The organism is Streptomyces sp. JJ36, assembly GCF_021696945.1.
Lineage (GTDB): Bacteria > Actinomycetota > Actinomycetes > Streptomycetales > Streptomycetaceae > Streptomyces.
In genome coordinates, this window is record NZ_JACYHE010000024.1 from 17,573 (window position 1) to 42,354 (window position 24,782).

Annotated in this window: 20 protein-coding genes; 6 read left to right on the plus strand and 14 right to left on the minus strand. The window is 75.1% G+C overall.

The features are described from left to right. Positions 1–23: 23 nt before the first annotated feature. From HOY81_RS12315 to HOY81_RS12335, 5 genes are all read right to left on the minus strand, one after another. The gene (locus tag HOY81_RS12315) at positions 24–1,757 is read right to left on the minus strand and encodes an NAD(P)/FAD-dependent oxidoreductase (RefSeq protein ID WP_237320345.1); all 1,734 of its coding nucleotides are present in this window, start codon (positions 1,755–1,757) and stop codon (positions 24–26) included. Next, complete coding sequence (locus HOY81_RS12320; protein ID WP_237320346.1) at positions 1,754–2,593, minus strand: carbon-nitrogen hydrolase family protein; 840 nt, start codon at positions 2,591–2,593, stop codon at positions 1,754–1,756. The genes HOY81_RS12315 and HOY81_RS12320 overlap by 4 nt, the downstream gene beginning before the upstream one ends. A gap of 271 nt (positions 2,594–2,864) precedes the next feature. Further along, the gene (locus tag HOY81_RS12325) at positions 2,865–3,323 is read right to left on the minus strand and encodes an Lrp/AsnC family transcriptional regulator (protein WP_237320347.1); all 459 of its coding nucleotides are present in this window, start codon (positions 3,321–3,323) and stop codon (positions 2,865–2,867) included. Positions 3,324–3,417: 94 nt separating this feature from the next. Next, on the minus strand, positions 3,418–4,113 hold the full coding sequence (locus tag HOY81_RS12330) for a bifunctional 2-polyprenyl-6-hydroxyphenol methylase/3-demethylubiquinol 3-O-methyltransferase UbiG (protein ID WP_237320348.1): 696 nt from the start codon (positions 4,111–4,113) through the stop codon (positions 3,418–3,420). 73 nt (positions 4,114–4,186) lie between these two features. Further along, entirely contained in the window at positions 4,187–5,623 is a 1,437-nt protein-coding gene (locus HOY81_RS12335; protein WP_237320349.1) for a GuaB1 family IMP dehydrogenase-related protein, read from the minus strand. A gap of 723 nt (positions 5,624–6,346) precedes the next feature. Between HOY81_RS12335 and HOY81_RS12340 the strand changes: the two genes are divergently transcribed. Beyond that, positions 6,347–7,003 carry a DUF4142 domain-containing protein gene (locus HOY81_RS12340; protein WP_237320350.1) on the plus strand — a complete coding sequence of 219 codons (657 nt, stop codon included), beginning with the start codon at positions 6,347–6,349 and terminating at the stop codon, positions 7,001–7,003. Positions 7,004–7,016: 13 nt separating this feature from the next. Continuing rightward, a complete protein-coding gene (locus HOY81_RS12345) occupies positions 7,017–8,513 on the plus strand; it encodes a DUF1996 domain-containing protein (protein ID WP_237320351.1) in 1,497 nt (498 codons plus the stop codon). A 131-nt stretch (positions 8,514–8,644) separates the two neighbouring features. Here HOY81_RS12345 and HOY81_RS12350 read toward each other — a convergent pair whose 3' ends face one another. After that, positions 8,645–9,733 carry a CdaR family transcriptional regulator gene (locus HOY81_RS12350; RefSeq protein WP_237320352.1) on the minus strand — a complete coding sequence of 363 codons (1,089 nt, stop codon included), beginning with the start codon at positions 9,731–9,733 and terminating at the stop codon, positions 8,645–8,647. 364 nt (positions 9,734–10,097) lie between these two features. Here HOY81_RS12350 and HOY81_RS12355 point away from each other — a divergent pair, with 364 nt between their 5' ends. The 3 genes from HOY81_RS12355 to HOY81_RS12365 all read left to right on the plus strand — a co-directional run bounded on the left by HOY81_RS12355 (position 10,098) and on the right by HOY81_RS12365 (position 13,677). Further along, complete coding sequence (locus tag HOY81_RS12355) at positions 10,098–10,931, plus strand: hypothetical protein (protein WP_237320353.1); 834 nt, start codon at positions 10,098–10,100, stop codon at positions 10,929–10,931. Continuing rightward, the gene (locus HOY81_RS12360; RefSeq protein WP_308340986.1) at positions 10,928–12,445 is read left to right on the plus strand and encodes an NADH-ubiquinone oxidoreductase-F iron-sulfur binding region domain-containing protein; all 1,518 of its coding nucleotides are present in this window, start codon (positions 10,928–10,930) and stop codon (positions 12,443–12,445) included. The genes HOY81_RS12355 and HOY81_RS12360 overlap by 4 nt, the downstream gene beginning before the upstream one ends. Positions 12,446–12,606: 161 nt before the next feature. Next, positions 12,607–13,677: an SCO0930 family lipoprotein gene (locus HOY81_RS12365; RefSeq protein ID WP_237320354.1), complete on the plus strand. Its 1,071-nt coding sequence runs from the start codon at positions 12,607–12,609 to the stop codon at positions 13,675–13,677. 63 nt (positions 13,678–13,740) lie between these two features. Here HOY81_RS12365 and HOY81_RS12370 read toward each other — a convergent pair whose 3' ends face one another. The 6 genes from HOY81_RS12370 to fmt all read right to left on the minus strand — a co-directional run bounded on the left by HOY81_RS12370 (position 13,741) and on the right by fmt (position 20,027). Next, positions 13,741–14,964 (minus strand): cation:proton antiporter, encoded by a 1,224-nt coding sequence (locus HOY81_RS12370; RefSeq protein WP_237320355.1) that lies wholly within the window; start codon positions 14,962–14,964, stop codon positions 13,741–13,743. A gap of 12 nt (positions 14,965–14,976) precedes the next feature. Beyond that, positions 14,977–15,456, minus strand: coding sequence for a cation:proton antiporter regulatory subunit (locus HOY81_RS12375; RefSeq protein WP_237320356.1), 480 nt, complete (start codon positions 15,454–15,456; stop codon positions 14,977–14,979). 143 nt (positions 15,457–15,599) lie between these two features. Continuing rightward, positions 15,600–16,616 (minus strand): sugar-binding transcriptional regulator, encoded by a 1,017-nt coding sequence (locus HOY81_RS12380; protein WP_237320357.1) that lies wholly within the window; start codon positions 16,614–16,616, stop codon positions 15,600–15,602. A gap of 169 nt (positions 16,617–16,785) precedes the next feature. Beyond that, positions 16,786–17,460 carry a ribulose-phosphate 3-epimerase gene (gene rpe / locus HOY81_RS12385; RefSeq protein WP_237320358.1) on the minus strand — a complete coding sequence of 225 codons (675 nt, stop codon included), beginning with the start codon at positions 17,458–17,460 and terminating at the stop codon, positions 16,786–16,788. Between the two features lie 41 nt (positions 17,461–17,501). Beyond that, a complete protein-coding gene (locus HOY81_RS12390) occupies positions 17,502–18,908 on the minus strand; it encodes an RsmB/NOP family class I SAM-dependent RNA methyltransferase (RefSeq protein WP_237320359.1) in 1,407 nt (468 codons plus the stop codon). Between the two features lie 186 nt (positions 18,909–19,094). After that, positions 19,095–20,027, minus strand: a complete 933-nt coding sequence (gene fmt / locus HOY81_RS12395; RefSeq protein ID WP_237320360.1) for a methionyl-tRNA formyltransferase — start codon at positions 20,025–20,027, stop codon at positions 19,095–19,097. A 312-nt stretch (positions 20,028–20,339) separates the two neighbouring features. Here fmt and HOY81_RS12400 point away from each other — a divergent pair, with 312 nt between their 5' ends. Next, complete coding sequence (locus HOY81_RS12400; protein WP_237320361.1) at positions 20,340–20,900, plus strand: hypothetical protein; 561 nt, start codon at positions 20,340–20,342, stop codon at positions 20,898–20,900. A gap of 198 nt (positions 20,901–21,098) precedes the next feature. Here HOY81_RS12400 and HOY81_RS12405 read toward each other — a convergent pair whose 3' ends face one another. Beyond that, positions 21,099–23,240, minus strand: a complete 2,142-nt coding sequence (locus tag HOY81_RS12405; protein WP_237320362.1) for a primosomal protein N' — start codon at positions 23,238–23,240, stop codon at positions 21,099–21,101. 254 nt (positions 23,241–23,494) lie between these two features. Then, positions 23,495–24,703: a methionine adenosyltransferase gene (gene metK / locus HOY81_RS12410; protein ID WP_237320363.1), complete on the minus strand. Its 1,209-nt coding sequence runs from the start codon at positions 24,701–24,703 to the stop codon at positions 23,495–23,497. Positions 24,704–24,782 lie beyond the last annotated feature (79 nt).

Sequence of the window (24,782 nt, forward strand, 5' to 3'; positions counted from 1 at the left end):
GTGCTCTCCCCGGCGCGGGCTCCTCAGTCCTCCGGCAGCTCGACCGGGGCGATCTCGTCGTACACGTCGCCCGGGCCGGGGTTGGCCGGGTCGGTGGCCCCGCCGAGCTGGTGCATCACGCCCCACACCGCGTTGAGCGCCGTCTGCACCGCGCCCTCGGCCCAGCCGGCCGTCCAGGAGACGTCGTCGCCCGCCAGGAAGAGCCCGCGCTTGTCCCCGGGCAGCCGGTCCTGCATGAAGTGGGTGAACAGCCGCCGCTGGTAGCGGTAGTGGCCGGGCAGGTTGGCCTTGAACGCGCCCATGAAGTAGGGCTCGTTCTCCCAGGAGACGGTGAGCGGGTCCCCGATGATGTGCTTGCGGATGTCGACACCGGGATAGATCTCGCCCAGCGACTTGAGCATGACCTCCATCCGCTCCCGGGCGTTCAGCGGCAGCCACTTCAGGCTGTCGTCGCACCAGGTGTACGACAGACAGATCACCGCGGGCCGGTCCGGGCCCTCGTCGAGCAGGTAGGTCCCGCGGGTCATCCGGTCGGTGAGCGTCATGCTCAGCACGTCGCGGCCCGTCGGGTTCCCCTCGGCGTCGACCGCCTCGTCCCGCCAGAACGGCCGGTCGACGGGCACGAAGAGCTTGGAGGACTCCATGTAGTGGGTCCGCTCGACGGCGGTCCAGTGGTCGATGGGCAGCAGCGCGTCGTCGCAGTCGATCTGGGACAGCAGCATCCAGGACTGCGCGGTGAAGACGGCGGCGCGGTAGGTCCGGATGGCTCCGTCGGCGTCGGTGACCGTGATCCGGTTGCCGGCGGTGCGGTGCAGCCGGGTGACGGCGGGCCGGTGCCGCCCGTTCTCGTGCAGCGAGGCGAGCGAGGTGCCCAGCGGCCAGTGGGTGAGCTTGGCGGGTTCGCGCTCCCAGAGCCGTAGCGGAAGCTGCTGGCTGCCGCCGACGATGCCGCGGTGGTCGTCGTCAGCCCCGGTGTAGACCACCCGGAGGATCTCCAGGATGGAGTTGGGGAAGTCGGTGTCCCAGCCGCCGGTGCCGAAGCCCACCTGCCCGAAGATCTCCCGGTGCCGGAAGGAGGCGAAGGCCGGGGAGTCGCAGAGGAAGCCGTAGAAGGTCTGGTTGTCCAGCTTCTCCACCAGCGCGGACCAGATCTCCCGGATGCGCGGCACGTCGCGCTCCCGGATCGCCTGCTGCATGTCCGAGAAGTCGGCGCCCTCCTCCAGGCAGGCGTTCCAGGCCTCCATCACCCGGTGGTAGACCTCGGGCAGGTCGTCCAGGGTGCGGGCGTAGTGGGACTCGCCCTTGAGGTCCACCACGGTGGAGGGGGTGTCCGGAGCCAGCGGGTTCGGGAACGGCGTGGTCTCCAGCCCGGTGAGGTCGACGTAGTGCCGGAAGGCCGTGGAGGACGGCGGGAAGCGCATGGCGCCCATCTCGGCGGTCGGGCCGGGCTCGCAGCCGGTGAAGGACTCGGTCCGCAGCCGCCCGCCGATCCGGTCGGCCTCGTAGACCACGGGCCGCAGGCCCATCTTCATCAGCTCGTAGGCGGCGACGATGCCGGACAGGCCGCCGCCGATGACGGCGACCTCGGTGCCGTGCTCGGTGGCCGGCACGGAGCCGATGCCGGCGGGGTGGGCGAGGTAGTCGTCGTAGGCGAAGGGGAAGTCCGGCCCGAACATGGTCAGCGGCTGCGCGTGGGGCTCCGTGGCGCTCGCGGCGTGCTGCTCGTCGTGGGCGGCGGTGGGCACCGTGGACGTCATCGGGGCGTTTCTCCTTGCAGAGGGTGGTGCAGGGGGTCGTGCAGGGGGCGGTACAGCTCCGGGCGGCGGTCGGCGAGGTAGGGGTTCCCCGCCCGGGAGGCGGCCAGCGACGCCGGGTCGGCGTCGGCCAGCAGCAGGTCCTCGCCGGTGCCCGCCCGGGCCCGTACGGTGCCGTCCGGGGCGGCGAGGCAGCTCAGCCCGGCGAAGGCGAAGTCGCCCTCCGGGCCGCAGCGGTTGGTGTAGGCGATGTAGAGCTGGCTCTCCCAGGCCCGTGCGGGCAGCACGGTCTGCGCCACGTGCTCGTACGGGCGCATCAGCGCGGTGGGCACCAGCAGCAGGTCGGTACCGGCGAGAGCATGTGCCCGCACCGGCTCCGGGAACTCCACGTCGTAGCAGATCAGCAGGCCGATCCGGAGACCGTCCAGCTCCGCCTGGACGACCAGCTCGTCGCCGGGGGTGAAGTGCGCGGTCTCGTAGTCGCCGTAGAGATGGGTCTTGCGGTAGTGGGCCAGCGGGGTGCCGTCCGGGCCGACGAGCTGGACGGCGTTGTGGACGGCGTCGCCGTCCCGCTCGGGGTAGCCGTAGGCGATCGCCAGGCCGTGCTCGGCGGCGAGGGCGGCGACGGCGCGGGCGCCCGGCCCGTCGGCCGGCTCGGCCCGTTCCGGGAGCGTGTCGCCCAGGGCGTACCCGGTGAGGAAGAGCTCTGAGGTGACCAGCAGCCGGGCCCCGCTCCGTGCGGCGCGCCCGGCGGCGGCGCGCAGAGCGGACAGGCTGTCCGCGGTGGAGGCGGGGACGCCGCCGGGGCCCTGGAGCAGCGCGGTGCGCAGCGGCGTCATGGAACCTCGTACGGAGTCGTGCGGTGGGAACGATTCGACGGTACGGGCGGGGCTCTGCGGCGGGCAAGGCTGCTCTGTTGCGCGTTCAGGGAGGATTCGTTGCGCGATTTCGGCCGCCTACGGCGATCTGTTGCGGGAGTCGGCCCCGGAAGAGCGCCGGGAGGGGCCGGGGCTGAGCGTGCCCGGCAGGGCGTCGTCCGGTGCGGGCAGCAGTCCCCGAGGGCCGGCGGCCCCTGGGAGGCCGGGACGCCCCGGGTCCCGGTCCGGCCGGTCAGGCGGGCGGGCCCGCGCTGTAGCGGCGCAGCAGCGGCGAGAGCACCAGGACGGACTTGGTGCGCTCCACGAAGGGCTCACCGGCGATCCGCTCCAGCACCCGCTCGAAGTGGCGCATGTCCGAGGCGAAGACCTGCACGATGGCGTCCGCGTCGCCGGTCACGGTCGAGGCGGACGCCACCTCCGGATAGCGGGACAGCGCGCGGTGGATGTCCCGCGGCGAGGTCTTGGAGCGGCAGTACATCTCGATGTAGCCCTCCGTCTCCCAGCCCAGCGCCGCTGGGTCCACCCGTACGGTGAACCCGGTGATCGCCCCCTCGGCGCGCAGCCGGTCCACCCGGCGTTTCACCGCGGGGGCGGAGAGCCCGACCTCGGCGCCGATCTCGGCGTAGGAGCGGCGGGCGTCCTCGGCGAGGACGTGGACGATGCGTTCGTCGAGTTCGTTGAGGTGTCGCACGAGGGCAGGGTCACTTCACTTCTGCTGCGGTGGCCGGTCGGGGGCGGTGCGCGCCGTACCCGAAGTACAGCACAGGACGGCCACCGGGACCCGCTCAGGCGGGCACCGCGCGGACCCAGGTGCGGTCCTCGGTGAGATAGCGGTCGAGGGCGAGCCCGGCCCCGGCCAGCGCCTCCTCGAACTGCGGCTCGGTGAGATGGTGCGAGACGAAGGTCTGACTCCAGGCGGCGTCGCGGTAGGCGTACTCCAGGCGGGTCCGGCGGGCGCCGCCGGCCGCGGGCTCCCGCAGCGCCACCCGTACGGTCAGCCCGTCCCGGTGCCACTCGGTCCCCGGCGCGAGGTCGCGCTGCCACTGTCCCTCGCGCTGGACGAGCACGCAGCCGCCGGGGGCGGTGTGGCGGGCGCAGGTGCGCAGCAGGGCGCCGCGCAGCGTCTCGTCGGCGGTGTTGACGAGGAAGGAGGCCAGCAGGACCACGTCGAACCGGGTGTCCAGCGCGAGGTCCTCGATGGCGGCGCACACGGCCGGGGCGCCGTCGATCCGGGCCAGCATCTCCGGGGACTCGTCGACCGCGGTGACCCGGAGGCCGTGGGCGAGCAGCGGGCGGGTCATGCGCCCGGCCCCGGCGCCGAGTTCGAGCAGGGTGGCGCCGGGCGGCACGGCCCCGGCGACGATCTCCGGCTCGCCGTTCGCGAGGAGCCGGGTGTACAGCTCCACGGAGCAGCCGTCGGGAGTGAAGGCGCCCGGTCCGGTGCCGTGGTGCAGCAGGGTCCGCTGAGGTGTGTCGGTCATGCCCGCATCCCAGCACGAGGCCTCCGCCGGCCGAAGCAATTCGCGCTGGGGCGAATACCCTCGGCCGTGCGGGTCACCAGCTCGCGTGCAGGGGCTGCCCCTCGGCGTAGCCGGCGGCGCTCTGGACGCCGATGACGGCCTGCTCGGTGAACTCCTCCAGGCTGCCGGCACCCGCGTAGGTGCAGGCGGAGCGCACGCCCGCGATGATGGAGTCGATCACGTCCTCGACGCCGGGACGCGCCGGGTCGACGAACATCCGGGAGGTGGAGATGCCCTCCTCGAAGAGCGCCTTGCGGGCGCGGTCGTAGGCGGACTCCTCACTGGTGCGCTGCCGCACGGCGCGCGCCGAGGCCATGCCGAAGGACTCCTTGTACAGCCGGCCGTCGGCGGTCTGCTGGAGGTCGCCCGGAGACTCGTGGGTGCCGGCGAACCAGGAGCCGATCATCACGTTGGAGGCACCGGCGGCCAGCGCCATCGCGACGTCGCGGGGGTGCCGCACCCCGCCGTCCGCCCAGACGTGCTTCCCGAGCCGACGGGCCTCGGCGGCGCACTCCAGCACGGCGGAGAACTGCGGCCGGCCCACCCCGGTCATCATCCGGGTGGTGCACATGGCGCCGGGCCCGACGCCCACCTTGACGATGTCGGCGCCGGCCTCCACCAGATCCCGCACGCCGTCCGCGGCCACCACGTTCCCGGCCACGACCGGCACCTGCGGGTCCAGGGCGCGGACCGCGCGCAGCGCGTCCAGCATGCCCTCCTGGTGGCCGTGGGCGGTGTCCACGACCAGGGTGTCCACCCCGGCGTCGAGCAGCGCCTTGGCGCGGCCGGCCACATCGCCGTTGATGCCCACGGCGGCGGCGATGCGCAGCCGCCCCGCGGCGTCGGTGGCGGGGGTGTAGAGGGTGGCGCGGAGCGCGCCCTTGCGGGTGAGGATGCCCGCGAGCCGGCCGTCGGCGTCCACGGCGGGCGCGAGCTTGCGGTGCGCGGCGTCCAGCCGGTTGAACGCCTCGCGCGGGTCGATGTCCGCGTCCAGCACCAGCAGGTCCCGGGACATCACCTCGGAGAGCTGGGTGAAGCGGTCCACGCCGGTGAGGTCGTGCTCGGTGACCACGCCGACCGGGCGCCCGTCCCGCACCACCACGCCCGCGCCGTGCGCACGCTTGGGCAGCAGGGAGAGCGCGTCGGCGACGGTCTGCCCGGGGGCCAGCGTGATGGGGGTGTCCAGCACCAGGTGCCGCTGCTTGACCCAGCCGGTGACCTCCGCGACCACCTCCAGCGGGATGTCCTGCGGGATCACCACCAGGCCGCCGCGCCGGGCGACGGTCTCGGCCATCCGGCGGCCGGCGATCGCCGTCATGTTCGCGACCACGACCGGGATCGTGGTGCCGCTGCCGTCGGGGCTGGCCAGGTCCACGCCCTGGCGGGAGCCGACCGCGGAGCGGCTGGGGACCATGAAGACGTCGTCGTACGTCAGGTCGTACGGCGGACGCTGATCATTGAGAAAACGCACGTGGTTCATTCTCCCACGCCGCAGCGCCGGCCCGGGAACGGAGGAAGCGCCACAGCTCCGCCCCGGCGTCCGTGCGATCGCACAAACCCACGGGTGCCCGGAGGGCGGCCGGTCTCCTCCGCCCCCGGGGCAGCGCGGTCCGGCGGGTGGGGTCGCGCCTTCCGCCGGCGGCGAGGGCGGCGGGCCGGCCGTGGCGAAGGGGCTGCCGGCCGTCGGCGTCCGGTCCGGGTGGACGGCGGATCCGCGCGGTGCACGGCGGCCGCACCCGCCACGTGGTCTCCGGCGGGTCGACCCGCGGCCGGCAGCTCGGGCCGGCGCTCGCCGGGGCGGGCATCACCGTCCACGACGGCAGCGGACCGACCGGGACCCCGGGCGCCGTCACGGCGCAGGGGCCGGCCCGGCCGTGGGTCCGGGACCGTGGGCAGGCCGACACCGGGCGTAGCCCTCCGTATCGCGCGGCACGGGGGCGGGGAGCGGCCCTGCCGGCGCCCGCGCCGAGGCTGCGCCGCGGCGCGATCGTGCGGCGGTACGCGGGGAGATCGACGCCCTCTGCTCCTGAGCCGCCCGGCGGACGCCCGGGCGCGGCAATGTAGCGCAGCCGCAACGGGCCCGGCCGGTCTTTGTCGGTTGATGACGAACCCTCAGTGACCTGCCTCCGGCGGCGACTAGCGTCCAGTCGCACTTCGAGGACGAGCACCTGTGCGAACGGACACGGAGGAACCCATGCGGTGGTTCACCAGTATCAGGCCGCCGGGGGACCGGCGGACGATCGGCACCGCGCTGATCGTGGTGTCCCTCATCGCCACGGTGGTGTCGCTGCTGTTGCCGGCCCAGCTGTTCAACGGCAACCGTTCGGTGGCCGCTGCCCGGCAGGGCTGGATCGACGACGGCCGCGGCACCACCAGCACCCCCTACGGACCGCTGACGGCACTCGACCGGGACTTCGTCCGCAAGGTCCGGCTCGCCGGGCTCTGGGAGCTCCCGGCCGGCCGTCAGGCACAGGAGCGCGGCTTCCGCAAGGCCACCCGGACCGCCGGGGACCATCTGGTCGCGGGCCACACCGAGCTGGACCGCCGCGCCATCGAGGCCGGCCGGGCGCTGGGCATCTCGCTGCCCAACCAGCCCGGCGAGAAACAGCAGCAGTTGCTGGCGGAGATGGACGCGGCGCAGGGCGAGGAGTTCGACCGCAAGCTGGCGAACATCCTGCGGATGGCGCACGGAAAGGTCTTCCAGTTGATCGCCGTCGTGCGGCACCAGACCCGCAACTCGATGGTGCGGTCCCTCGCGGACCGGGCGAACGCCGTCGTTCTCGACCACATCACGGTCCTGGAGAACACCGGGCTCGTGGACTTCGAACCGTTCGACGACGACGTGCTATGAGAGTGAGGCGCAGATGAGAGCACAGCCAGCCAGGCACCAACGCAGGTCCCGCAAGGGGATCGCCATGCTCGCGGCCCTGCTGCTGGGCGGGAGCGGCATCGCGGTGGTGACCGCCAACGCCATGGCCGGCCAGGGCAGCCAGGGCGACGACCGCGACGGGACGGTCGGCAGGACGGCCACCGTGCAGACGATCGACTGCCCGGACGTGGCGCTCGCGATGGAGGAGGTACCCCAGCAGGCCGAGGAGGAGGTGGCCAGGAGCTCTGCCGAGCTCGACCGCCGGGTGACGGAGGCGTTCTGGCAGCTCAACCGGGGCGAGTCCGCGAGGACGGTGGTACCCCGGCTGGAGCAGCAACGCCAGACGCTCATCGACCGCATCCGGGTCCTGCTGGACCGCCTGGAGGCTCAGCAGCCCGCCGGCCTGGACTCCATGGACGAGTGCGAGGTCCGGGAGGTCGAGGGCACGCCCGTCGACGACGGCCAGAACGGCGACGACGGTCAGGACGGCCAGGAACAGGGCGGCGACGGCCAGGACGGCCAGGACGGAGACGGCCAGGAACAGGACGGCGGCGGCCAGGACGGCCAGGACGGAGACGGCGAGGAACAGGCCACCGGGCCGGTCGCCGAGGACTTCGTCGACATCACCACCGTCGAGCCGAACGTGCAGGAACCACAGGAGCAGGAGGGCGCCTCCACCGGCACCTTCACCTCCGAGTGCGGCGTCAACGAGGAGGAGCACTTCAACACGGACAACGTCATCGTGGCGCCGGGCCAGCTCAACGGGGCCCAGCACACCCACGACCACGTCGGCAACCTCGAGACCGACTTCGACTCGGACAACGACGTCCTGGCCCAGGGCGAGACGACCTGCACCAACGGGGACCAGTCGACGTACTACTGGCCCGTGCTGCGGGCCCTGGACGGCCAGGAGGACAACCGGGGCACCCCCGACGGCTTCGGGAACCAGGGCAACGTCGGCACCATCCTGCAGGCCAAGGAGGTGGACATCACCTTCGAGGGGAGCCCGGTGGGCGACGTCGTGGCGATGCCCCGCTTCCTGCAGATCATCACCGGTGACGCCAAGGCGTTCACCAACGGGCCGGAGAACGCCAACGCCTCCTGGAGCTGCACCGGCTTCGAGGACCGTCAGCTCACCGACAAGTACCCGATCTGCCCGGAGGGCAGCGACATCACCCGCACCTTCCGCTTCCAGAGCTGCTGGGACGGCGAGAACATCGACAGCGCGAACAGCCGGGACCACATGGCCTTCGCCGAGGAGGACGGCTCCTGCCCGGACGGCTTCGTCGCCGTGCCGCAACTGGTGCAGAAGCTGACCTACGAGGTTCCGGAAGGCGAGAACATCCCGGAGGAGACGCCCTTCGCGGTGGACGGCTTCGCGGAGCAGCTCAAGAAGCCGGTCACCGACCACAGCGACTTCATCAACGTGATGCCGGAGGAGCTGATGGAGGAGGCCGTCGACTGCATCAACAGCGGGCAGGACTGCTCCTGACCCGCCGCCTCCCCGCGAGGCCCTCCCCGCCCTCCGCCCCGCCGGCCTCGCGGGGAAAGGCGGCGGCCCCGGACACGGATTCGGTTCCGTGTCCGGGGCCGCCGTCGTACGGGGCGGAAGCGCCCCGGGGGTCAGAGGCCGTTGACCCGCGCTTCCTGCGCCCGGCCCAGGGGGCGAAGGCCGGCCGCGACGGCACGGGCCCGGCGACCGCCGCGGACGGCACGCCGCCGCGTCTCGGCCACCAGCCGCCTGCTGCGCAGGGTCACCTCCAGCTCGAAGCGGGTGTGCGGGTCGCGCAGCGCCGAGCCGAAGAGCTTCTCGATCTGCCGCAGCCGGTACCGCACCGTCTGCGGGTGGACCCGCAGGGCCTTGGCGGCCTCCGGCGCGCCACCGCCCTCCAGCCAGGCGAGCAGCGTCGCCTCCAGCCGCTCGCTCTGCCGCGGCGTCAGATCACCCAGCGGGGCGAGCCAGCGCGAGGACAGCGCCTCGGTGAGCGACTCGTCCTGGAGCAGCAGCAGCAGCGACAGATGGTCGTCGACGGTGACCACGCGGCCGCCCTGCTGGGCCCCGCCCTCCGGCGGGGTGATCTCCAGCAGCCGGCGCGCCCAGCGCACCGAGGAGGCCGCCTCGGCGAGCGGCACCGTGTGCCCGATCGCCACGGTGCGGCCGGGCAGCGCGTTCTCCAGGGCGGTGCCCGTCTCCTCCGCCGGGCCGGGGCCCGGCAGCAGCAGGCACAGTTCGCCCTCGACGGGCCCCGCGAGGACGTTGCCGAGCACGGCCGCGAGCTGCGGGGCCTCGCACGGTGAGCCGAGCGCCACCGCACGCACCGTGGCCGGCAGCGGCCACCGTGCCGCGCGGGCGAGTTCGGCGAGCGGCACCGGAGAGGTGGCCCGCTCACCGATGAGCGCGGTGAACAGGGTGCGGCGGGCCCGGTCGATCGGGACCGCGGGAGCGATGCCGGTCCGGCGGGCCGGGCGCTCCGGCTCCGGTGCCGCGGTGGCGCCACCGGTGTGACGCTGGTAGCCGAGGGCCGTCAGCAGTGCCTGCTCCACCGCCCACTGCAGGTCCGCGCGGTTGTCCTTCCCGAGCGGGGATACTCCCGGAATACTGTGCTGCAGCGACTCCACCATACGGTCGGCGATGGCGGGGAGTTCCTTTCTCAGAACCCGCGTCCACTCGCCACGGGGGCGAGACCAGATGCGGTTAAGAAGGTCGCACATCTCTACCTCGTTCCTGCCTGGTACGGGCCCGCCGGTGCGGGACGGACTGAGCCCGCGGAGGTGGTCCCCGAAGCCGGTTTCCCGCCCCGGCAACGGAGTTGGTCCCCCCTGCCTCCTCTGGTTGGGCATCATCGACAGTCACGGTCCGCGACGGCGACGTCCCCGCAGGAATTTGTCACAGGACGATAAATCCTGTGAAGGCCTGGTGCACCTCCGAGATGCTGCTGAACCGGCCGGCCTCTTCGGCGGATGCGGAAACACGCGGTTCCGCCCGGCACATCCGGCCGTTGTATGTCACCGCGTCAATAACGTTTCCGGCAGCGGGCCGGTCCCGGGGGCCCGGCCCGCCCCTCGGGAGACCCACATGACCACACCCCGCTCCCCTTCGTCACGACCGGGGGCGTATCCGGCGCCCTACGAGCCGCCGTACCCGCCACCGGGCCGGCGGCCGGCCGCCTCGCACCGCGCCCGGCGGCAGCCGCCCACGCTGTACCTCCTGGAACGCCCGGCGAGCCCGCGGCGCCGCGCCCGCTTCTCCGCCCCGGGCGCCCGCCCGGGACGGCTCAACACCCTCTTCGCGGCAGCCGTGGCCGTCGCCCTGCTGCTCACCGTCGGGGACCGGGCGATGGGCCGGCTCTGGGCGTTCCTCGACTTCGGCGCCGGGGTGCTGGCCCTGGTCTCGCTGACCGCCACCACCCTGTGGGGCATGGCGGCGGGCGACCGGCTGCTGCTCGGACCCGACCACCGGCTGCTCGCCCAGGGCGTGCACCGGGGAACGGCGGTGGCCGGGCTGGGCTTCCTCGCCCTGCACATCTGGGTGAAGGTCGCCACCGGCTCGACCGGCGGCCTCGCCGCCGCGGTCCCGTTCACCGACGGGATGCGGCCGTTCCTCATCGGCCTGGGCACACTCTCCGGCTATCTCTTCCTCGCCGTCGCCGTCATCGGCGCGGCCCGCAGCGCCTTCGCCACCCCCCGCCGCTCCCCCTGGTGGCGTGCGCTGCACATGGGCGCCTACCCGGCCTGGGGGATGGCCCTGGTGCACGGCCTCAAGGCCGGCCGGGAGGCGGCGGGCTGGGTGACCGCGAGCTATGCGCTCTGCGCGCTCGGCATGGCGGGCGTCCTGGTGATGCGGCTGCGGATGCCGCGGACCCCGCCGCCGGGCGGCTCCGCCCCCGTACGGAAGAGGAGAGAGCAGTGACCTTCACGCTGCCCGCCGCCCCCGCCGGGAGGGGGACGGCGGAGGCCGTCCCCGACCTCGCCTGTCTGGGGGAACCGCGGCTGCTCGCGGGCCTGGAGGACCGCGACCGGATGGACCGGGTCGCGCATCTGACCGTCCACGGCGGGCTGCCGGACCTGCGCCTCGAAGAGCTGATGGACCTCGCGGAGAACATCGCGCTGCGCGGGCGCGGCGGCGCGGGCTTCCCGTTCGTGCGGAAGCTGCGGGCCGTCGTGGACGCGGCCGGACGGCAGGGCGCGGACACCGCGGTGGTCGTCAACGGCAGCGAGGGAGAACCGAGTTGCCTCAAGGACGCGGCTCTGCTGCTGTACGCGCCGCATCTCGTGCTGGACGGGGCGGTCCTGTGCGCCAACGCGCTCGGGGCCCGCGAGGTGGCCCTGGGCGTCACCCGCGGGGACGTGGAGCGGTCCCTGCAGGAAGCCCTCGCGGAACGGGGGCCCGACGGCCCGCGGATCCGCGTGGGCCGCCTCCCGGAGCGCTTCGTCACCGGCGAGTCCTCGGCGCTGACCAGCGGCCTGGACGACGGCCCCGCGCTGCCCACCGGGAGCCCCGTGCGCACCAGCGAACGCGGACTGCGCGGGCTGCCCACGCTCTTCTCCAACACGGAGACGTACGCCCAGATCGCCGTGGCCGCACGGCTCGGCGCGCTCGGCTTCCGGGAGACCGGGCTGCCCGGTGAGCCGGGCACGGTGCTGCTGACGGTGGCCGGCGAGCATGTCGTGGAGGCCCCCACCGGGGCGCTGCTGACCTATGTGCTGGACGTGTGCGGCACCGCGCCCGGACAGGGCGTGCTGGTCGGGGGATACCACGGCCGCTGGCTGACCCCCGAAGGGGCCGCCGAGGCGGTGATCTCCCGCCAGTCGCTCTCCTCGCTCGGCGCGACCCTGGGGGCGGGCGCCGTGCTGCCGCTGCCGGAGGACACCTGCCCGGTGGCCGAGACGGTCGCGGTCACGGCATGGCTGGCGGGCGAGTCGGCCGGGCAGTGCGGTCCGTGCGCGCTCGGTCTGCCCGCCCTCGCCGACGCACTGCGGCATGCGGCGGACGGCGGGGGCACGGCGTCCCTGGAGGCCGTACGGACCCGGATGCGGGCCGTGGAGAAGAGGGGTGCGTGCTCCCATCCGGACGGCTCCGCCGGGTTCGTCTCCTCGGCCCTGGGCACCTTCCCGGACGAGTTCGAGCGGCACGCGGAGGGGGCGGGGTGCGGCCGCGGCGCGACGGGGGCGCTGCCGCTTCCCGGCGGCCCTCCCGGCGGCCGCAGCGCCCCCCGGGAGGAGCAGAGCACGAGCCGGCTGGTGGTCGACTGGACCCGCTGCCGCGGGCACGGTCTGTGCGCCGACGTCGCTCCGGACCTCCTCGGCCTGGACCGGGACGGCTTCCCGGACCGCGCGCGCTCCCCGGTGCCGGACGCGCTGCGCCGGCAGGCCCTGCGCGCGGTGCGCCGCTGCCCGGAGCTGGCGCTGCGGCTGGAGGGCTGACCGGGGTACGGGGCCGGATGCCGCATCGCTCACCGGATTTCGGCTTTTGTCGAGCTATGACAATCCCCGTCCCTGTCCGTCCTGTCCGCACCAGACTGCGAATTCCGCACCGGCACGACGGCTCCCGCCGTGCCGGACCTGACACACGTGAAGGAGCGGTCATGGAGAACACGGGCACCCCCAGGACGGCCGGCCGGCGGGCCGTGCAGCGGTGGCGGAGCGCCGCCCTGGCGGGGGCGGCGCTCGCCACGGCGCTGCTGACGGCGTCCTGCGGCTACGGCGACCAGGCCACCGGCAGCGACGACGTCCGCCCGGTCGGTGACGCGGCCGCCGGTCCGGGCGCCGGCTCCGCCGGCGGCTACGGGAGCGAGCAGGCCGGCGGGGCGGGCCAGGCGGGCAGCGACGCCCGGTCCGGCCCGGCCAAGACGCTCACCCTGCAGAACAGCCCCGAGCTGGGGCGGGTGGTGACGGACAGCGAGGGGTGGACGCTCTACCGCTTCGACGAGGACTCGGCGCAGCCGCCCGCGTCCAACTGCACCGGCGGCTGCGCCGAGACCTGGCCCCCGGTACCGGCCGAGGAGGTCTCCCCCGCGGCCGGGATCAAGGCCGAGGACCTCGGCCGGGTGAAGCGCGACGACGGCTCCTGGCAGCTCACCCTGGGCGGCTGGCCGGTCTACCGCTACGCCCAGGACGCCGCCCCCGGGGACACCACGGGCCACGGCGTGGGCGGCACCTGGAACGCCCTCGCCCCCGACGGCGGCAAGGCGGGCACCGCGCAGGCGGGCGAGGAGGTTCCCGGGGACGCCGGGGACGCCGGGGAAACAGCCCCCGGCGGGTCGGACCCCGCGGGCTCCGAGCCCGCGGGCGGCGGCGCGGAGCTGCGCGCCGTGCAGGACCCCACGCTGGGGCGCCTCGTGCGGGACGCCGAGGGCCGGACGCTCTACCGCTTCGACAAGGACAGCGCCTGGCCCATGAAGTCCGACTGCACCGGCGCCTGCCTGGAGACCTGGAAGCCCGCGAAACCGGTCGACAAGAACAAGATCGAGGGCGTGGCCCCCAAGCTGATCAGCACGCTCAAGCGCCCGGACGGCACCGAGCAGCTCGCCATCGACTGCTGGCCGGTGTACTGGTTCACCGGTGACCGGCAGCCCGGGGACACCACGGGCCACGGCAAGCAGGGGCTCTGGTGGGCCGTCACCGACAAGGGCGGCAAGGCCGGCAAGGCCGGCTGACCGCCTCCCCCGGCGGGGCGACGCCCCGCCCTCCGGCGTCCCGGCGGCCGAGAGGCCGCGTGCTCACCGGGACAGGGGCCGGGTCGCGCCGTCCTTCCCCGTGGCAGGCGCGCCCGGCCCCGCCGTCGTACCGGAGGAGCCGCGGGTCAGCCGCCGCATCACCGGCTCCGTCCAGCGGGCGGCCAGCGGCCCGGTGACGACCAGCAGCATGACGTACGCCGCGGCCAGCGGCGCGATGCGCGCGTCCAGGCCGGAGGCCAGCCCGGCGATCACGATGGAGAACTCGCCGCGGGCCACCAGGGCGCCGCCGGCCCGCCAGCGGCCCCGGGGCCCGATGCCGGCCCGGCGGGCGGCGTACCAGCCGGTGGCGATCTTGGTCGCGGCGGTGGCGGCGGCCAGCAGCAGCGCCGGCACGAGCACCGGGGGGATCTCGGCGGGGACCGTGGAGAGCCCGAAGAAGACGAAGAACACCGCGGCGAAGAGGTCGCGCAGCGGGGTCAGCAGGCTCCGCGCGTTCTCCGCGGTCTCGCCGGAGAGGGCGATGCCCACCAGGAAGGCGCCGACCGCCGCGGAGACCTGGAGCCGCTGGGCGAGGCCCGCCACCAGCAGCGTCAGGCCGAGCACCACCAGCAGCAGCATCTCCGCGCTCTCGGTCCCCACCGCCCGGCTGATGATCCGGCCGTGGCGGAGCGCGACCACGAGCACCACGGCGACGGTGCCCAGCGCGACGGCCAGGGTCACGCTGCCGGCGGCCAGGCTGACGCCCGCCACCAGGGTGGTCAGCAGCGGCAGGTACGCGGCCATGGCGAGGTCCTCCAGGACGAGGACGCCCAGCACCACCGGGGTCTCCCGGTTTCCCAGCCGGCCGAGGTCGGCGAGGACCTTGGCGATCACCCCGGAGGAGGAGATCCAGGTGACGCCGGCGAGCGCCACCACCGCTGCGGGGCTCCAGCCGAGCAGCACCCCCGCCACGGCGCCCGGCGTGGCGTTGAGCACCAAGTCGACCGCCCCGGAGGGGAACTGTGTGCGCAGGCTGCTCACCAGCTCGGAGGCGCTGTACTCCAGCCCCAGCAGGAGCAGCAGCAGGATCACCCCGATCTCGGCACCGACCTCGAAGAACTCCTCGCTGGCGTCGAGCGGCAGCACGCCGCCGTGCCCGAAGGCGAGCCCGCCCAGGAGATAGAGCGGGATGGGCGACATCCCGATCCGGGTGGCGAGCCGCCCGACGAGGCCCAGCCCGAGGATCACCGCGCCGAGCTCGATGAGCATGATCGCCGTATGGTGCACGCGCTTCGCCTCTCAGGACTCGGAGAGGATCAGGGCGAGGTCGTCGACGCCTTCCCGGGTGCCGACCACCACCAGCTCGTCGTTCCCCTCCAGCCGGAAGTCGGGACCGGGCGCGGGATGGGCGCCGGTGCGCCGCAGCACCGCGACGATGGAGGCGCCGGTGCGGGTGCGCGCCCGGGTGTCGCCGAGCGGACGCCCGCTGTACCGCGAGCCGGGGGCGACCGGGAGGCGCTCGGTCACCAGGTCGAGTTCGAAGTCGTAGGCGGCCCAGTGCGCGGTCTTCTCCGGGGTGAGCAGCTCGGCGAGGGCCGCGGACTCGTCCGGGTCGAGCGGCACGGTGGCCTGGCAGGCGTCCGGGTCCTCCGCCTCGTAGAAGCCGACGAACCGCCGGCCGTCCTGGTGGACGACGACGGAGACATGGCGGTCGCCGTGCCGCGTCTCGATGTCGTACTGCACGCCCAGCCCGGGCAGCGAGGTGCGGCGTGTGATCATGAGGTCCTCCTCCGTCCCCGGCACCGGGCGGCACCCCTGGGACCCCCGGTGTGATCATCCTACGATGCCGCGGTCCAGGGTGACCGGGACCACGCCCCGGCCCCGCACGTGCGGTGGCGGGCCCGGGAGGGACCGCGGCGAGCTCAGGGCCCGTCGGGATCCGCACGGTCCAGGGCCGGCCGCGGCCCCGGACCCGTCTCGTGCAGCAGGTGGTCGGCGGCGGCCGTGTCGGTGACCAGGCTGGTCACCAGGCCGGATCGGAGCACGGCCGCGATGGCCTCGGACTTCCGCTGGCCGCCGGCGATCGCCACCACCTCGGGGATCCGGCGCAGCCGGTCGGCCTCCACGGTGATGCACCGCTCGCCCAGATCGCGTCCGATGCGCCGGCCCTCGGCATCGAAGAGGTGTGCGGACATCTCGGCGGCGACCCCGAGCGAGGAGTAGTGGGCGCGCTCGGAGTCGCTGAGCATGTCGTGGACGGTGGAGATCCCGGGCTCCCACGAGCCGATCGACACCGCGGCGACGGTGACCTTGTCGAAGTACTCGAACGCCCGGGCGATGCCGGTCTGGCTGCGCAGGGCGGTCGCCGTCGCCGGGTCCGGCAGCAGCATCGGCGCATAAATCGGGTGCGCCTCTCCCCCGGCGACCTCCGCGGCACGCCGCACCGCCTCCACCGAGCCCCGGTCGGCCGTCCCCGCGTCGTAGACGCCGGTGAGCTGGACGACCGTGCACGGCGGGAGCTGGCGGAGGGCCGCCGCCATGTGGATGGTCGACCGGCCCCATGCAAGGCCCAGCACATCGCCCTCGGTGACCAGCTCGCCGAGCAGGTCGGCAGCGACCTCCCCGAGGTTCTCCGGGTCCGCGGCCGCGTCGTCGGCCGTGGCGCCGGGCACCGCGTCGGCAGCGTCCACCGGGGACTCCACGACCACCGCGTGCCGCAGGCCGTAGCGGGCCCGCAGCGCGTCGGAGCGCTCGGCGTCCAGCTCCGCGGGCACCCGGATCTCGATGCGCACCAGGTCCCGCTCGAGGGCCGTCTCCAGCACCCGGGCCACCTTGAAACGGCTGACCCCGAACTCGTCGGCGATCTGGATCTTGGACTTGCCCTCCAGGTAGAAGCGGCGCGCCATGGCCGCCGCCTGCATCAGCTCGGCGGGTCCCATTCTCGTGGTCCGACCCGTCGACACCGCACTCACCTCACTGTTCCGCCGTACCGGCGCGCTCGCGCCGCGCGTTCATCCTCGCAGATCCCGCGCCGCGGTGATCCGAACCGTGCACGGTGCACGCAGCCGGGTCCGCCCGTCCGGGCGCTCCGGCGCGCTCGCGGCGCGGTCAGCCGGTGCCCGCACGCTCTGCCGCCTCCTCCGCGCGCCGCCGCAGCGCCCGGACGGCGGCCGCCGGGTCGTCCGCGCTGTAGACGGCGGACCCCGCGACGAAGACGTCCGCGCCGGCCTCGGCGCACCTCTCGATGGTGGACTCCGACACGCCGCCGTCCACCTGGAGCCACATCTGCAGCCCGTGCTTCTCGATCAACCGCCGGGTGCGGCGGATCTTCGGCAGCATGATGTCCAGGAAGGCCTGGCCGCCGAAGCCCGGCTCCACCGTCATCACCAGCAGCATGTCCAGCTCGGGCAGCAGGTCCTCGTACGGCTCGACCGGCGTGGCGGGCTTGAGCGCCATCGAGGCGCGCGCCCCCAGGGCCCGGATCTCCCGGGCCAGCCGCACGGGGGCGGCCGCGGCCTCGGCGTGGAAGGTGACGGATCCGGCGCCCGCCTCGACGTACCGCGGAGCCCAGCGGTCCGGCTCCTCGATCATCAGATGGCAGTCCAGCGGGGTGTCCGTCGCCTTGCGCAGCGACTCGACGACCGGCGCGCCGAGCGTGAGGTTGGGGACGAAATGGTTGTCCATCACGTCGACGTGCAGCCAGTCGGCGCCCTCCACCGCCCGGGCCTCGTCGGCGAGCCGGGCGAAGTCGGCGGACAGGATGCTGGGATTGATCTGTGCCATGGCTCCAGTATGGCGGGGACCGCTCTCACCCGTACGGGGGGTCACTCCGTGCGGCGCAGCAGGGCCAGATACATCGCGTCGGTGCCGTGCAGATGCGGCCAGAGCTGGACGTCGGGACCGTCCCCCAGGTGCGGCACACCGGGCAGCAGCGGCCGGGCGTCCACCGGTTCGGTGCCGGGGACCCGCCGGCGGACGTCGTCCACCACCGCCCGGGTCTCCGCCAGATGCGGCGAACAGGTGGCGTAGCCCACCACGCCCCCCGGCCGGACGGCGCGCAGCGCCTCGGTCAGCAGCCCGCGCTGCAGGGGCGCGAAGGCCTCCAGGTCCTCCGGGCGGCGGCGCCAGCGCGCCTCGGGGCGGCGGCGCAACGCTCCCAGCCCGCTGCACGGCACGTCCACCAGCACCCGGTCGAAAGTGCCCGGCCGCCACGGCGGCCGGGTGCCGTCGGCGGCGACCACCTGGTACGGGCCGGGGTTGCCCGCGAGGGTACGGGCGACCAGCCGGGCCCGGTGGTGCTGTTTCTCGGCAGCCGTCAGCGAGGCGCCGCGCTCCGCGGCCAGCGCGGCGAGCAACCCGGCCTTGCCCCCGGGCCCCGCACAGCCGTCCAGCCAGCGCCGGTCCGGCCCGTCCAGCGGCGCGTTCGCCAGGGCGAGCGCGACGAGCTGACTGCCCTCGTCCTGGACCCCGGCCCGGCCGTCCCGCACCGCGTCCAGGGCGCCCGGCTCGCCCCCCTCGGCCAGCCGCACCGCGTACGGCGACCAGCGTCCGGGCTCCGCGTCGCCGGTCAGCAGCTCCCCGGGGGTGGACCGCCCGGGCCGGGCCACCAGGGTGACCCGCGGACGCTCGTTGTCGGCCTCCAGCAGCTCCTCCATCCCGGCGCTGCCGCCGCCGAGCGCGTCCCAGAGCGCGGAGACGATCCAGCGCGGATGGGCGTGGCGTACGGCCAGGTGTTCCTCGGGGTCCTCCTCGTAGGGCGGGGCGACCCGGTCCAGCCAGCCCTCCAGGTCCTCGGCCGCGATCCGGCGGAGCACCGCGTTGACGAACCGGGCGCGCCCGTCGCCGAGCACCAGCCGGGCCAGCTCCACGGTGGCGCTCACCGCCGCATGGGTCGGGATGCGGGTGCCGAGGAGCTGGTGGGCGCCGAGCGCCAGCACGTCCAGCACCGGCGGGTCCACCTCGCGCAGCGGGCGGTCCACGCACGCGGCGACGACGGCGTCGTAGGTGCCCTGGCGGCGCAGCGTGCCGTAGACCAGCTCGGTCGCGAGTGCCGCGTCCCGCCCGTCGAGCTCGCCGCGCTCGCGGGCCGTGCGGAGCAGCGGCGGCAGCACCAGATTGGCGTAGGCGTCGCGCTCGTCGACGGCCCGCAGCGCCTCGAAGGCGAGCAGCCGCACCGGGTCCTTGCGGGGCGGGCGGGCGGGACGGGCGGGACGGCGGGTCCGGGTGCTCACGGGTGTCGGTGCTCCGGTGTCGCGGGATCGGCGGGGCTACGGGGTTGCGGGGGCGTGCAGCGGGCGCCGGGGGAAACTGCGTGGCGGCCCGGCGCAGGCGCCGCCGGGCGCTGCGCCCGGCCCGGTCCGGCTCAGGCCTGGTCAAGCCAGGCTACCTCCGGGGACCGGCGGAACGGTGGCCGCCGGCTACTCCCCCAGCCGCTCGCCGGGGCCGGGGCGGACCCCGCGCGCCCAGTCCGCGGCGCGCATCGGCTTCCTGCCCTGGGGCTGCACCCACTCCAGCCGCACGGCGTGCGAGCCGGTGCCGGCGTGCACGGTCTTCTTGCCGACCGCGAGTTCGCCGGGCGCGACGCCGGTGTGCTCCGGGTCCGGGGCCGCGGCACGGACCTTGAGCCGGGCGCCGCGGAAGGTCGTCCAGGCCCCCGGGGCGGGGGCACAGGCCCGCACCAGCCGGTCCACCCGCAGGGCCGGCGCCGCCCAGTCGATGCGGGCGTCGGCCACGGTGATCTTGGGCGCGAAGGAGACGCCCTCGGCCGGCTGCGGCTCGGCCTGCAGGGCGCCGTCCTCGATGCCGTCCATGGTGGCGGCCAGCAGTCCGGCACCGGCGAAGGCGAGCCGGGTGAGCAGGTCGCCGCTGGTGTCCGCCGGGCGGATCCGCTCGGTGACCACGCCGAAGACCGGCCCGGCGTCCAGCTCCTCCACGATGCGGAAGGTGCTGGCGCCCGTCAGCTCGTCCCCGGCAAGCACGGCGTGCTGCACGGGTGCCGCCCCGCGCCACGCCGGGAGCAGCGAGAAGTGCAGGTTGACCCAGCCGTGCACCGGGATGTCGAGGGCGGCCTGTGGCAGCAGCGCGCCGTAGGCGACCACCGGGCAGCAGTCCGGCGCGATCTCGGCGAGCCTGGCCAGGAAGGCCGGGTCGCGCGGCCGCTCCGGGCGCAGCACCTCGATCTCGGCCTCGCGGGCGCGCTGGGCCACGGGACTGGCCGCGACGTGCCGCCCGCGACCGGCCCGGGCGTCGGGCCGGGTGACGACGGCCGCCACCTCGTGCCGTTCCGAGGCCAGCAGGGCGTCCAGGGCGGGTACGGCGACCTCGGGGGTGCCGGCGAAGACGAGCCTCATCGGTGGGGAACAACCTCTCACAAACGGTGGAACGGCGCTCCGAGTCTACGGTCCGTCAGCGCCCTGGTCGCCGTGGGTGCACGTCCGGCGCCGCGCGACCCGTACTGCCGTTCGCGCGCCCCCGGTGCGTGACCCGGGCGGAGGGTGCGGCGTTGGTCAAGTCGGATTGACCGAAACGGGCTGCCGAGTGGCCCCCGACCCCCGCACGTACCCCCGACACGTACTCCCTTCCCCCAGCACCTCCCTGCACGTGTTCTCCGCACGTGTTCCCTGCAACGTCATTCCCTGCACGCCGGTTCGAGAGGCTTGTTCATGGCCGACCACGCATCCCACGACGCTCAGGCGAGGGCCAGCCTGCATCTGCTGGTGCGGGACATCGAGCGGGTCCGCCGGCAGGTGGACGCGCTGCGCACGCTCACCGCGCAGCTCGGCAACGTCTACCGGCCCCGGCGCACGGGTCCGTCGGCGGGCTTCGTCGTGTACGGGCGGGCGCCCGCGCCGACCGTACGGCTGGCCCAGGAGCTGCGCGACAGCGTGGAGACCCTGGTGACGGCGGCCGTGGACTTCGACCGCTCGCTCGGCTTCTCCTGGGACGCCGTGGGATCGGCGCTGGGCGTCACCAAGCAGGCGGTCCACCGCCGCTACGGCTCACGGCGCGCCACCACCCGGCACGCCGCCGGCAGCAGCGGCGAGCCCGCCGCTCGGACGGACGGGACGGCGGTCCCCGCACCCGCCGTTCCCGTCACGCCGGGAGTTCCGGGGCCCACGGGCACCGCAGCGGTGCCCGCCGCGCGTTCCCTGCCGGGACAGCCGACGCAGAAATCCCCGCAGGAGCCGCGGCCCGGGGCGTTTCCCGGCCCCCGCAACGGCTGATCCCTCCGCAGCCGTCGCCGCCGCCCGGCGGACCCGCCCGCAGCCGCAGGCCGGGGCGCCGGGCGGCCTCATGCCCGGGCGCCCTCCTCCGCCCTCCCGCACGGGCCGAAGGCCCACGGCACCGCAGCCCACCGCACCGCAGCCCACCGCGCCTCAGGCCGGGCGCGCGGGCCGGTCGTGCCGCCCCGCGAGGCCGGCTCAGCCGATGTCGGGCGGGTCGATCCGGAGCTGGGCCGGCGGGCCCTCGCGCCGGGCCAGCCGCCGGGCCAGCGCCGTCCGCAGCGCTGCCGCGAGCGCCGTGCCGCTGCCGGGCGGCACCCGCACCAGGGCCCGCTCCCACCGCTCGCCCGGCGGCGGGCCCCCCGGGCGGCGCGGCCGCCCCGCCGGCGCCACGGGGAGCGGCACCGGCCCCAGCACCTCGGCCTCCGGCGGCAGCTCCGCCTCCGCCAGCAGGCCCGCGACGGCCTCCGGGAGACCGGTGACCGCCGCCATCCGGGACACCGGGGGGAAACCGAGCTCGGCGCGTTCCGCCAGCTCGCGCACGGCGTGCCCGGACGGGTCCCAGCGCACCAGGGCCTGCACCGGCCGCAGCGAGGGCTCGGCCACCACCAGCACGCTGCCGCCCTCGCTCTGCGGCCGCACCAGGGCCGCCGCGCCCAGCCAGCGCCGCAGCGCCTCCTCGTCGGCCCGCAGATCGGGGCGTCCCAGCAGCGCCCAGCCGTCCAGCAGCAGCGCCGCCGCATACCCCGGGCCGTCCGCGGGCGGCTCCGCGCCGGGCGTGGACACCACCAGGGCGGGCCGGTCCGGCACCCGGTCGAGGATGTGGTCCCGGCCGGAGGTGCGCACCGGGACGGCGGGGAAGGCCCGGCCCAGCTCCTCGGCGGTGCGGCGGGTACCGAAGACGCGTCCGCGCAGCCGGTCGCCGCCGCACTCCGGGCAGTGCCAGCCGGGCACGGCCCGGGCGCACCAGGCGCAGCGCGGCGCCTCGCCCGCGCCGGGCGCCTCCAGCGGGCCGTGACAGCGGGCGCACCGGGCCGGGGTGCGGCAGCGCTCGCAGGCCAGCCGGGGGACGTACCCGCGCCGCGGCACCTGCACCAGGACGGGGCCGGTGCGCAGCGCGTCCCGGGCGGTCTCCCAGGCGGCGCTGGGCAGTCGAGCGGCGCGGGCGGCCGGGTCCCGGGCCTCCTCGTCCTCCCCGACCGTGCGTATCCGGGGCGCCACGGCCCGTACGGTCGCCCGGTCCGCGGTCAGCGGACCCGCCCAGCCGGTCTCCACGAGCTGAGCCGCCTCCACGGTGCAGCCGTGTGCCCCCAGGAGGAAGCCGGCGCCTTCGTGGGCCGCGCGGAGCAACAGGACCTCGCGGGCATGCGGCAGCGGAGCACGGTCGTCGCTGTGCGCGCTCTCGCCGTCGTCCCAGATGGCGGCGAGCCCGAGATCCCGCACCGGCGCGAACATCGCGGCCCGGGTGCCGACGACGGCCCGCACGGCGCCCCGGCGCACGGCGAGCCAGCGGCGGTACCGCGCCTCGGGGCCCGCGTCGGCGGTGAGCAGCACATGACGGCCGGGGCCGAGCAGCCCGGTCAGGGCGGCGTCCGCCCGGGCCGCGGAGCGGCCGTCGGGAAGAACGGCGAGCGCACCGCGGCCGGAGGCCAGCGCGGCGGCGAGAGCGCGGGCCAGCTCGTCCGGCCAGGACGGCCCGGGGAGCGCCGTCCACACGGCGCGGGGGGTGCCGCCCCCGGCCAGGGACTCCAGATAGCCGGGACCGCGCGGGTAGCGCGTCCACGACCCGGGTGCGGGGGCGGGCGGGGCATCCGGGACGGGAGGCGACGGAGCCTTCTCGGCACGGGCCATCCGGGGCGGCACGGCGAGCTGCACGACGTCGGCGAGCGAGCCCGCGTACCGGTCGGCGACCGCGCGGCAGAGGGCGAGCAGCTCCGGGGAGAGCACGGGCTCCGGGGAGAGCACCTGGGCGAGGGGGGCGAGGACGCCGGGATAGTCGCTGTGCGCGACGCGCTCCACCACGAAGCCGTTGATCAGCCCGCCGCCCTCCCGCCGGCCCTCCTTCTCCCCCGCTCCGAAGCGCACCCGGACCCGGACCCCGGGCCGGGCCTCGGCGTCCATGGCGGCGGGGACGGCGTAGTCGAAGAGGCGGTCGAGGTGGACAGGGCCCTTGTCCACCAGCACCCGGGCCACGGGCAGCTCCCCGGCGAGCGCCGCCCCGCGCCAGGTGCGCGGCCGGGCCCGCGGCTCACGGCTGCGCCGCACGGTCTCCCGGAGCAGGGCCAGCTGCTCCGGGGGCCGGGCGCCGGAGGGGCCGCTGCGGGCGTCGTCGCTGCTCACGGCTCCAGTCTTAGCAGACGGCGCCGACACCGCCGGGGCGGTGCGGCGACCGTCCCGGCGCCGCGGAGCCCTGCGCACGCCACCGCGCCGCGGAGCCCAGGGACACCATGGTCCCCTGGACACGGCTGCGGCCCGGCCGCCCCGCTGCGGGGCGGCCGGGCCGCGGTGTCTCCGGGTGTGCCGGGGTGCCGTGCGGGTACGGTCCCCGCCCGCGCCCGGTGGCGGGCGCGCGGCGGGGCGTCACCGCCCGGGGGTCAGAGCCCGGCGGCCTTGCGCAGGGCGTCGACCCGGTCGGTGCGCTCCCAGGTGAAGTCCGGCAGGGAACGGCCGAAGTGCCCGTAGGCGGCGGTCTGGGAGTAGATCGGCCGCAGCAGGTCCAGATCGCGGATGATCGCGGCCGGGCGGAGGTCGAAGACCTCCGAGATGGCCTGCTCGATCTTGTGCACGTCGGCCTTGGCGGTGCCGAAGGTCTCCACGAACAGACCCACCGGCTCGGCCTTGCCGATCGCGTAGGCGACCTGCACCTCGCAGCGGGACGCCAGGCCCGCGGCGACGACGTTCTTGGCGACCCAGCGCATCGCGTAGGCGGCGGACCGGTCGACCTTGGAGGGGTCCTTGCCGGAGAAGGCGCCGCCGCCGTGGCGGGCCATACCGCCGTAGGTGTCGATGATGATCTTCCGGCCGGTCAGCCCGGCGTCGCCCATGGGGCCGCCGATCTCGAAGCGGCCGGTGGGGTTGACCAGGAGGCGGTAGCCGTCGGTGTCCAGCTTGATGCCGTCCTCGACGAGCTGCTTCAGCTCGGGCTCGACGACGAACTCCTTGATGTCCGGCGCCAGCAGCGAGTCCAGGTCGATGTCCGCGGCGTGCTGCGAGGAGACCACGACGGTGTCCAGCCGGACCGCCTTGTCCCCGTCGTACTCGATGGTGACCTGGGTCTTGCCGTCCGGGCGCAGGTACGGGATCGTGCCGTTCTTCCGGACGGCGGAGAGGCGCTCGGAGAGCCGGTGCGCCAGCGTGATGGGCAGCGGCATCAGCTCGGGGGTCTCGTCGCAGGCGTAGCCGAACATCAGGCCCTGGTCGCCCGCGCCCTGCTTGTCGAGCTCGTCCTCGTCGCCCTCGACCCGCTTCTCGTAGGCGGTGTCGACGCCCTGGGCGATGTCGGGGGACTGCGCGCCGATCGACTCCGAGACACCGCAGGAGGCGCCGTCGAAGCCCTTCTTCGACGAGTCGTAACCGATCTCCAGGATCTTGTTGCGGACCAGGGTGGAGATCGGGGCGTAGGCCTTGGTGGTGACCTCCCCGGCCACATGGACCAGGCCGGTGGTGATCAGGGTCTCGACGGCGACCCGCGACTGCGGGTCCTCCTTGAGCAGCGCGTCGAGAATGGTGTCGCTGACCTGGTCAGCGATCTTGTCAGGGTGACCCTCGGTCACGGATTCCGAGGTGAACAAGCGGCGGGACACATCGCTCCCTGGGGTTGCAGCGGCTGCTGGCTGAACATGGTCGGACCGGCCGGGGGCTGCGCCCGACGACGGTCCGCGG

Coding starts and splice junctions, on each gene's coding strand:
- HOY81_RS12320 (WP_237320346.1), bottom strand. CDS start 2,593: ATGACGCCGCTGCGCACCGCGCTGCTCCAGGGCCCCGGCGGCGTCCCC.
- HOY81_RS12365 (WP_237320354.1), top strand. CDS start 12,607: ATGGAGAACACGGGCACCCCCAGGACGGCCGGCCGGCGGGCCGTGCAG.
- HOY81_RS12315 (WP_237320345.1), bottom strand. CDS start 1,757: ATGACGTCCACGGTGCCCACCGCCGCCCACGACGAGCAGCACGCCGCG.
- HOY81_RS12345 (WP_237320351.1), top strand. CDS start 7,017: ATGAGAGCACAGCCAGCCAGGCACCAACGCAGGTCCCGCAAGGGGATC.
- HOY81_RS12355 (WP_237320353.1), top strand. CDS start 10,098: ATGACCACACCCCGCTCCCCTTCGTCACGACCGGGGGCGTATCCGGCG.
- HOY81_RS12380 (WP_237320357.1), bottom strand. CDS start 16,616: ATGGGACCCGCCGAGCTGATGCAGGCGGCGGCCATGGCGCGCCGCTTC.
- HOY81_RS12375 (WP_237320356.1), bottom strand. CDS start 15,456: ATGATCACACGCCGCACCTCGCTGCCCGGGCTGGGCGTGCAGTACGAC.
- rpe (WP_237320358.1), bottom strand. CDS start 17,460: ATGGCACAGATCAATCCCAGCATCCTGTCCGCCGACTTCGCCCGGCTC.
- fmt (WP_237320360.1), bottom strand. CDS start 20,027: ATGAGGCTCGTCTTCGCCGGCACCCCCGAGGTCGCCGTACCCGCCCTG.
- HOY81_RS12330 (WP_237320348.1), bottom strand. CDS start 4,113: ATGACCGACACACCTCAGCGGACCCTGCTGCACCACGGCACCGGACCG.
- HOY81_RS12350 (WP_237320352.1), bottom strand. CDS start 9,733: ATGTGCGACCTTCTTAACCGCATCTGGTCTCGCCCCCGTGGCGAGTGG.
- HOY81_RS12340 (WP_237320350.1), top strand. CDS start 6,347: ATGCGGTGGTTCACCAGTATCAGGCCGCCGGGGGACCGGCGGACGATC.
- HOY81_RS12400 (WP_237320361.1), top strand. CDS start 20,340: ATGGCCGACCACGCATCCCACGACGCTCAGGCGAGGGCCAGCCTGCAT.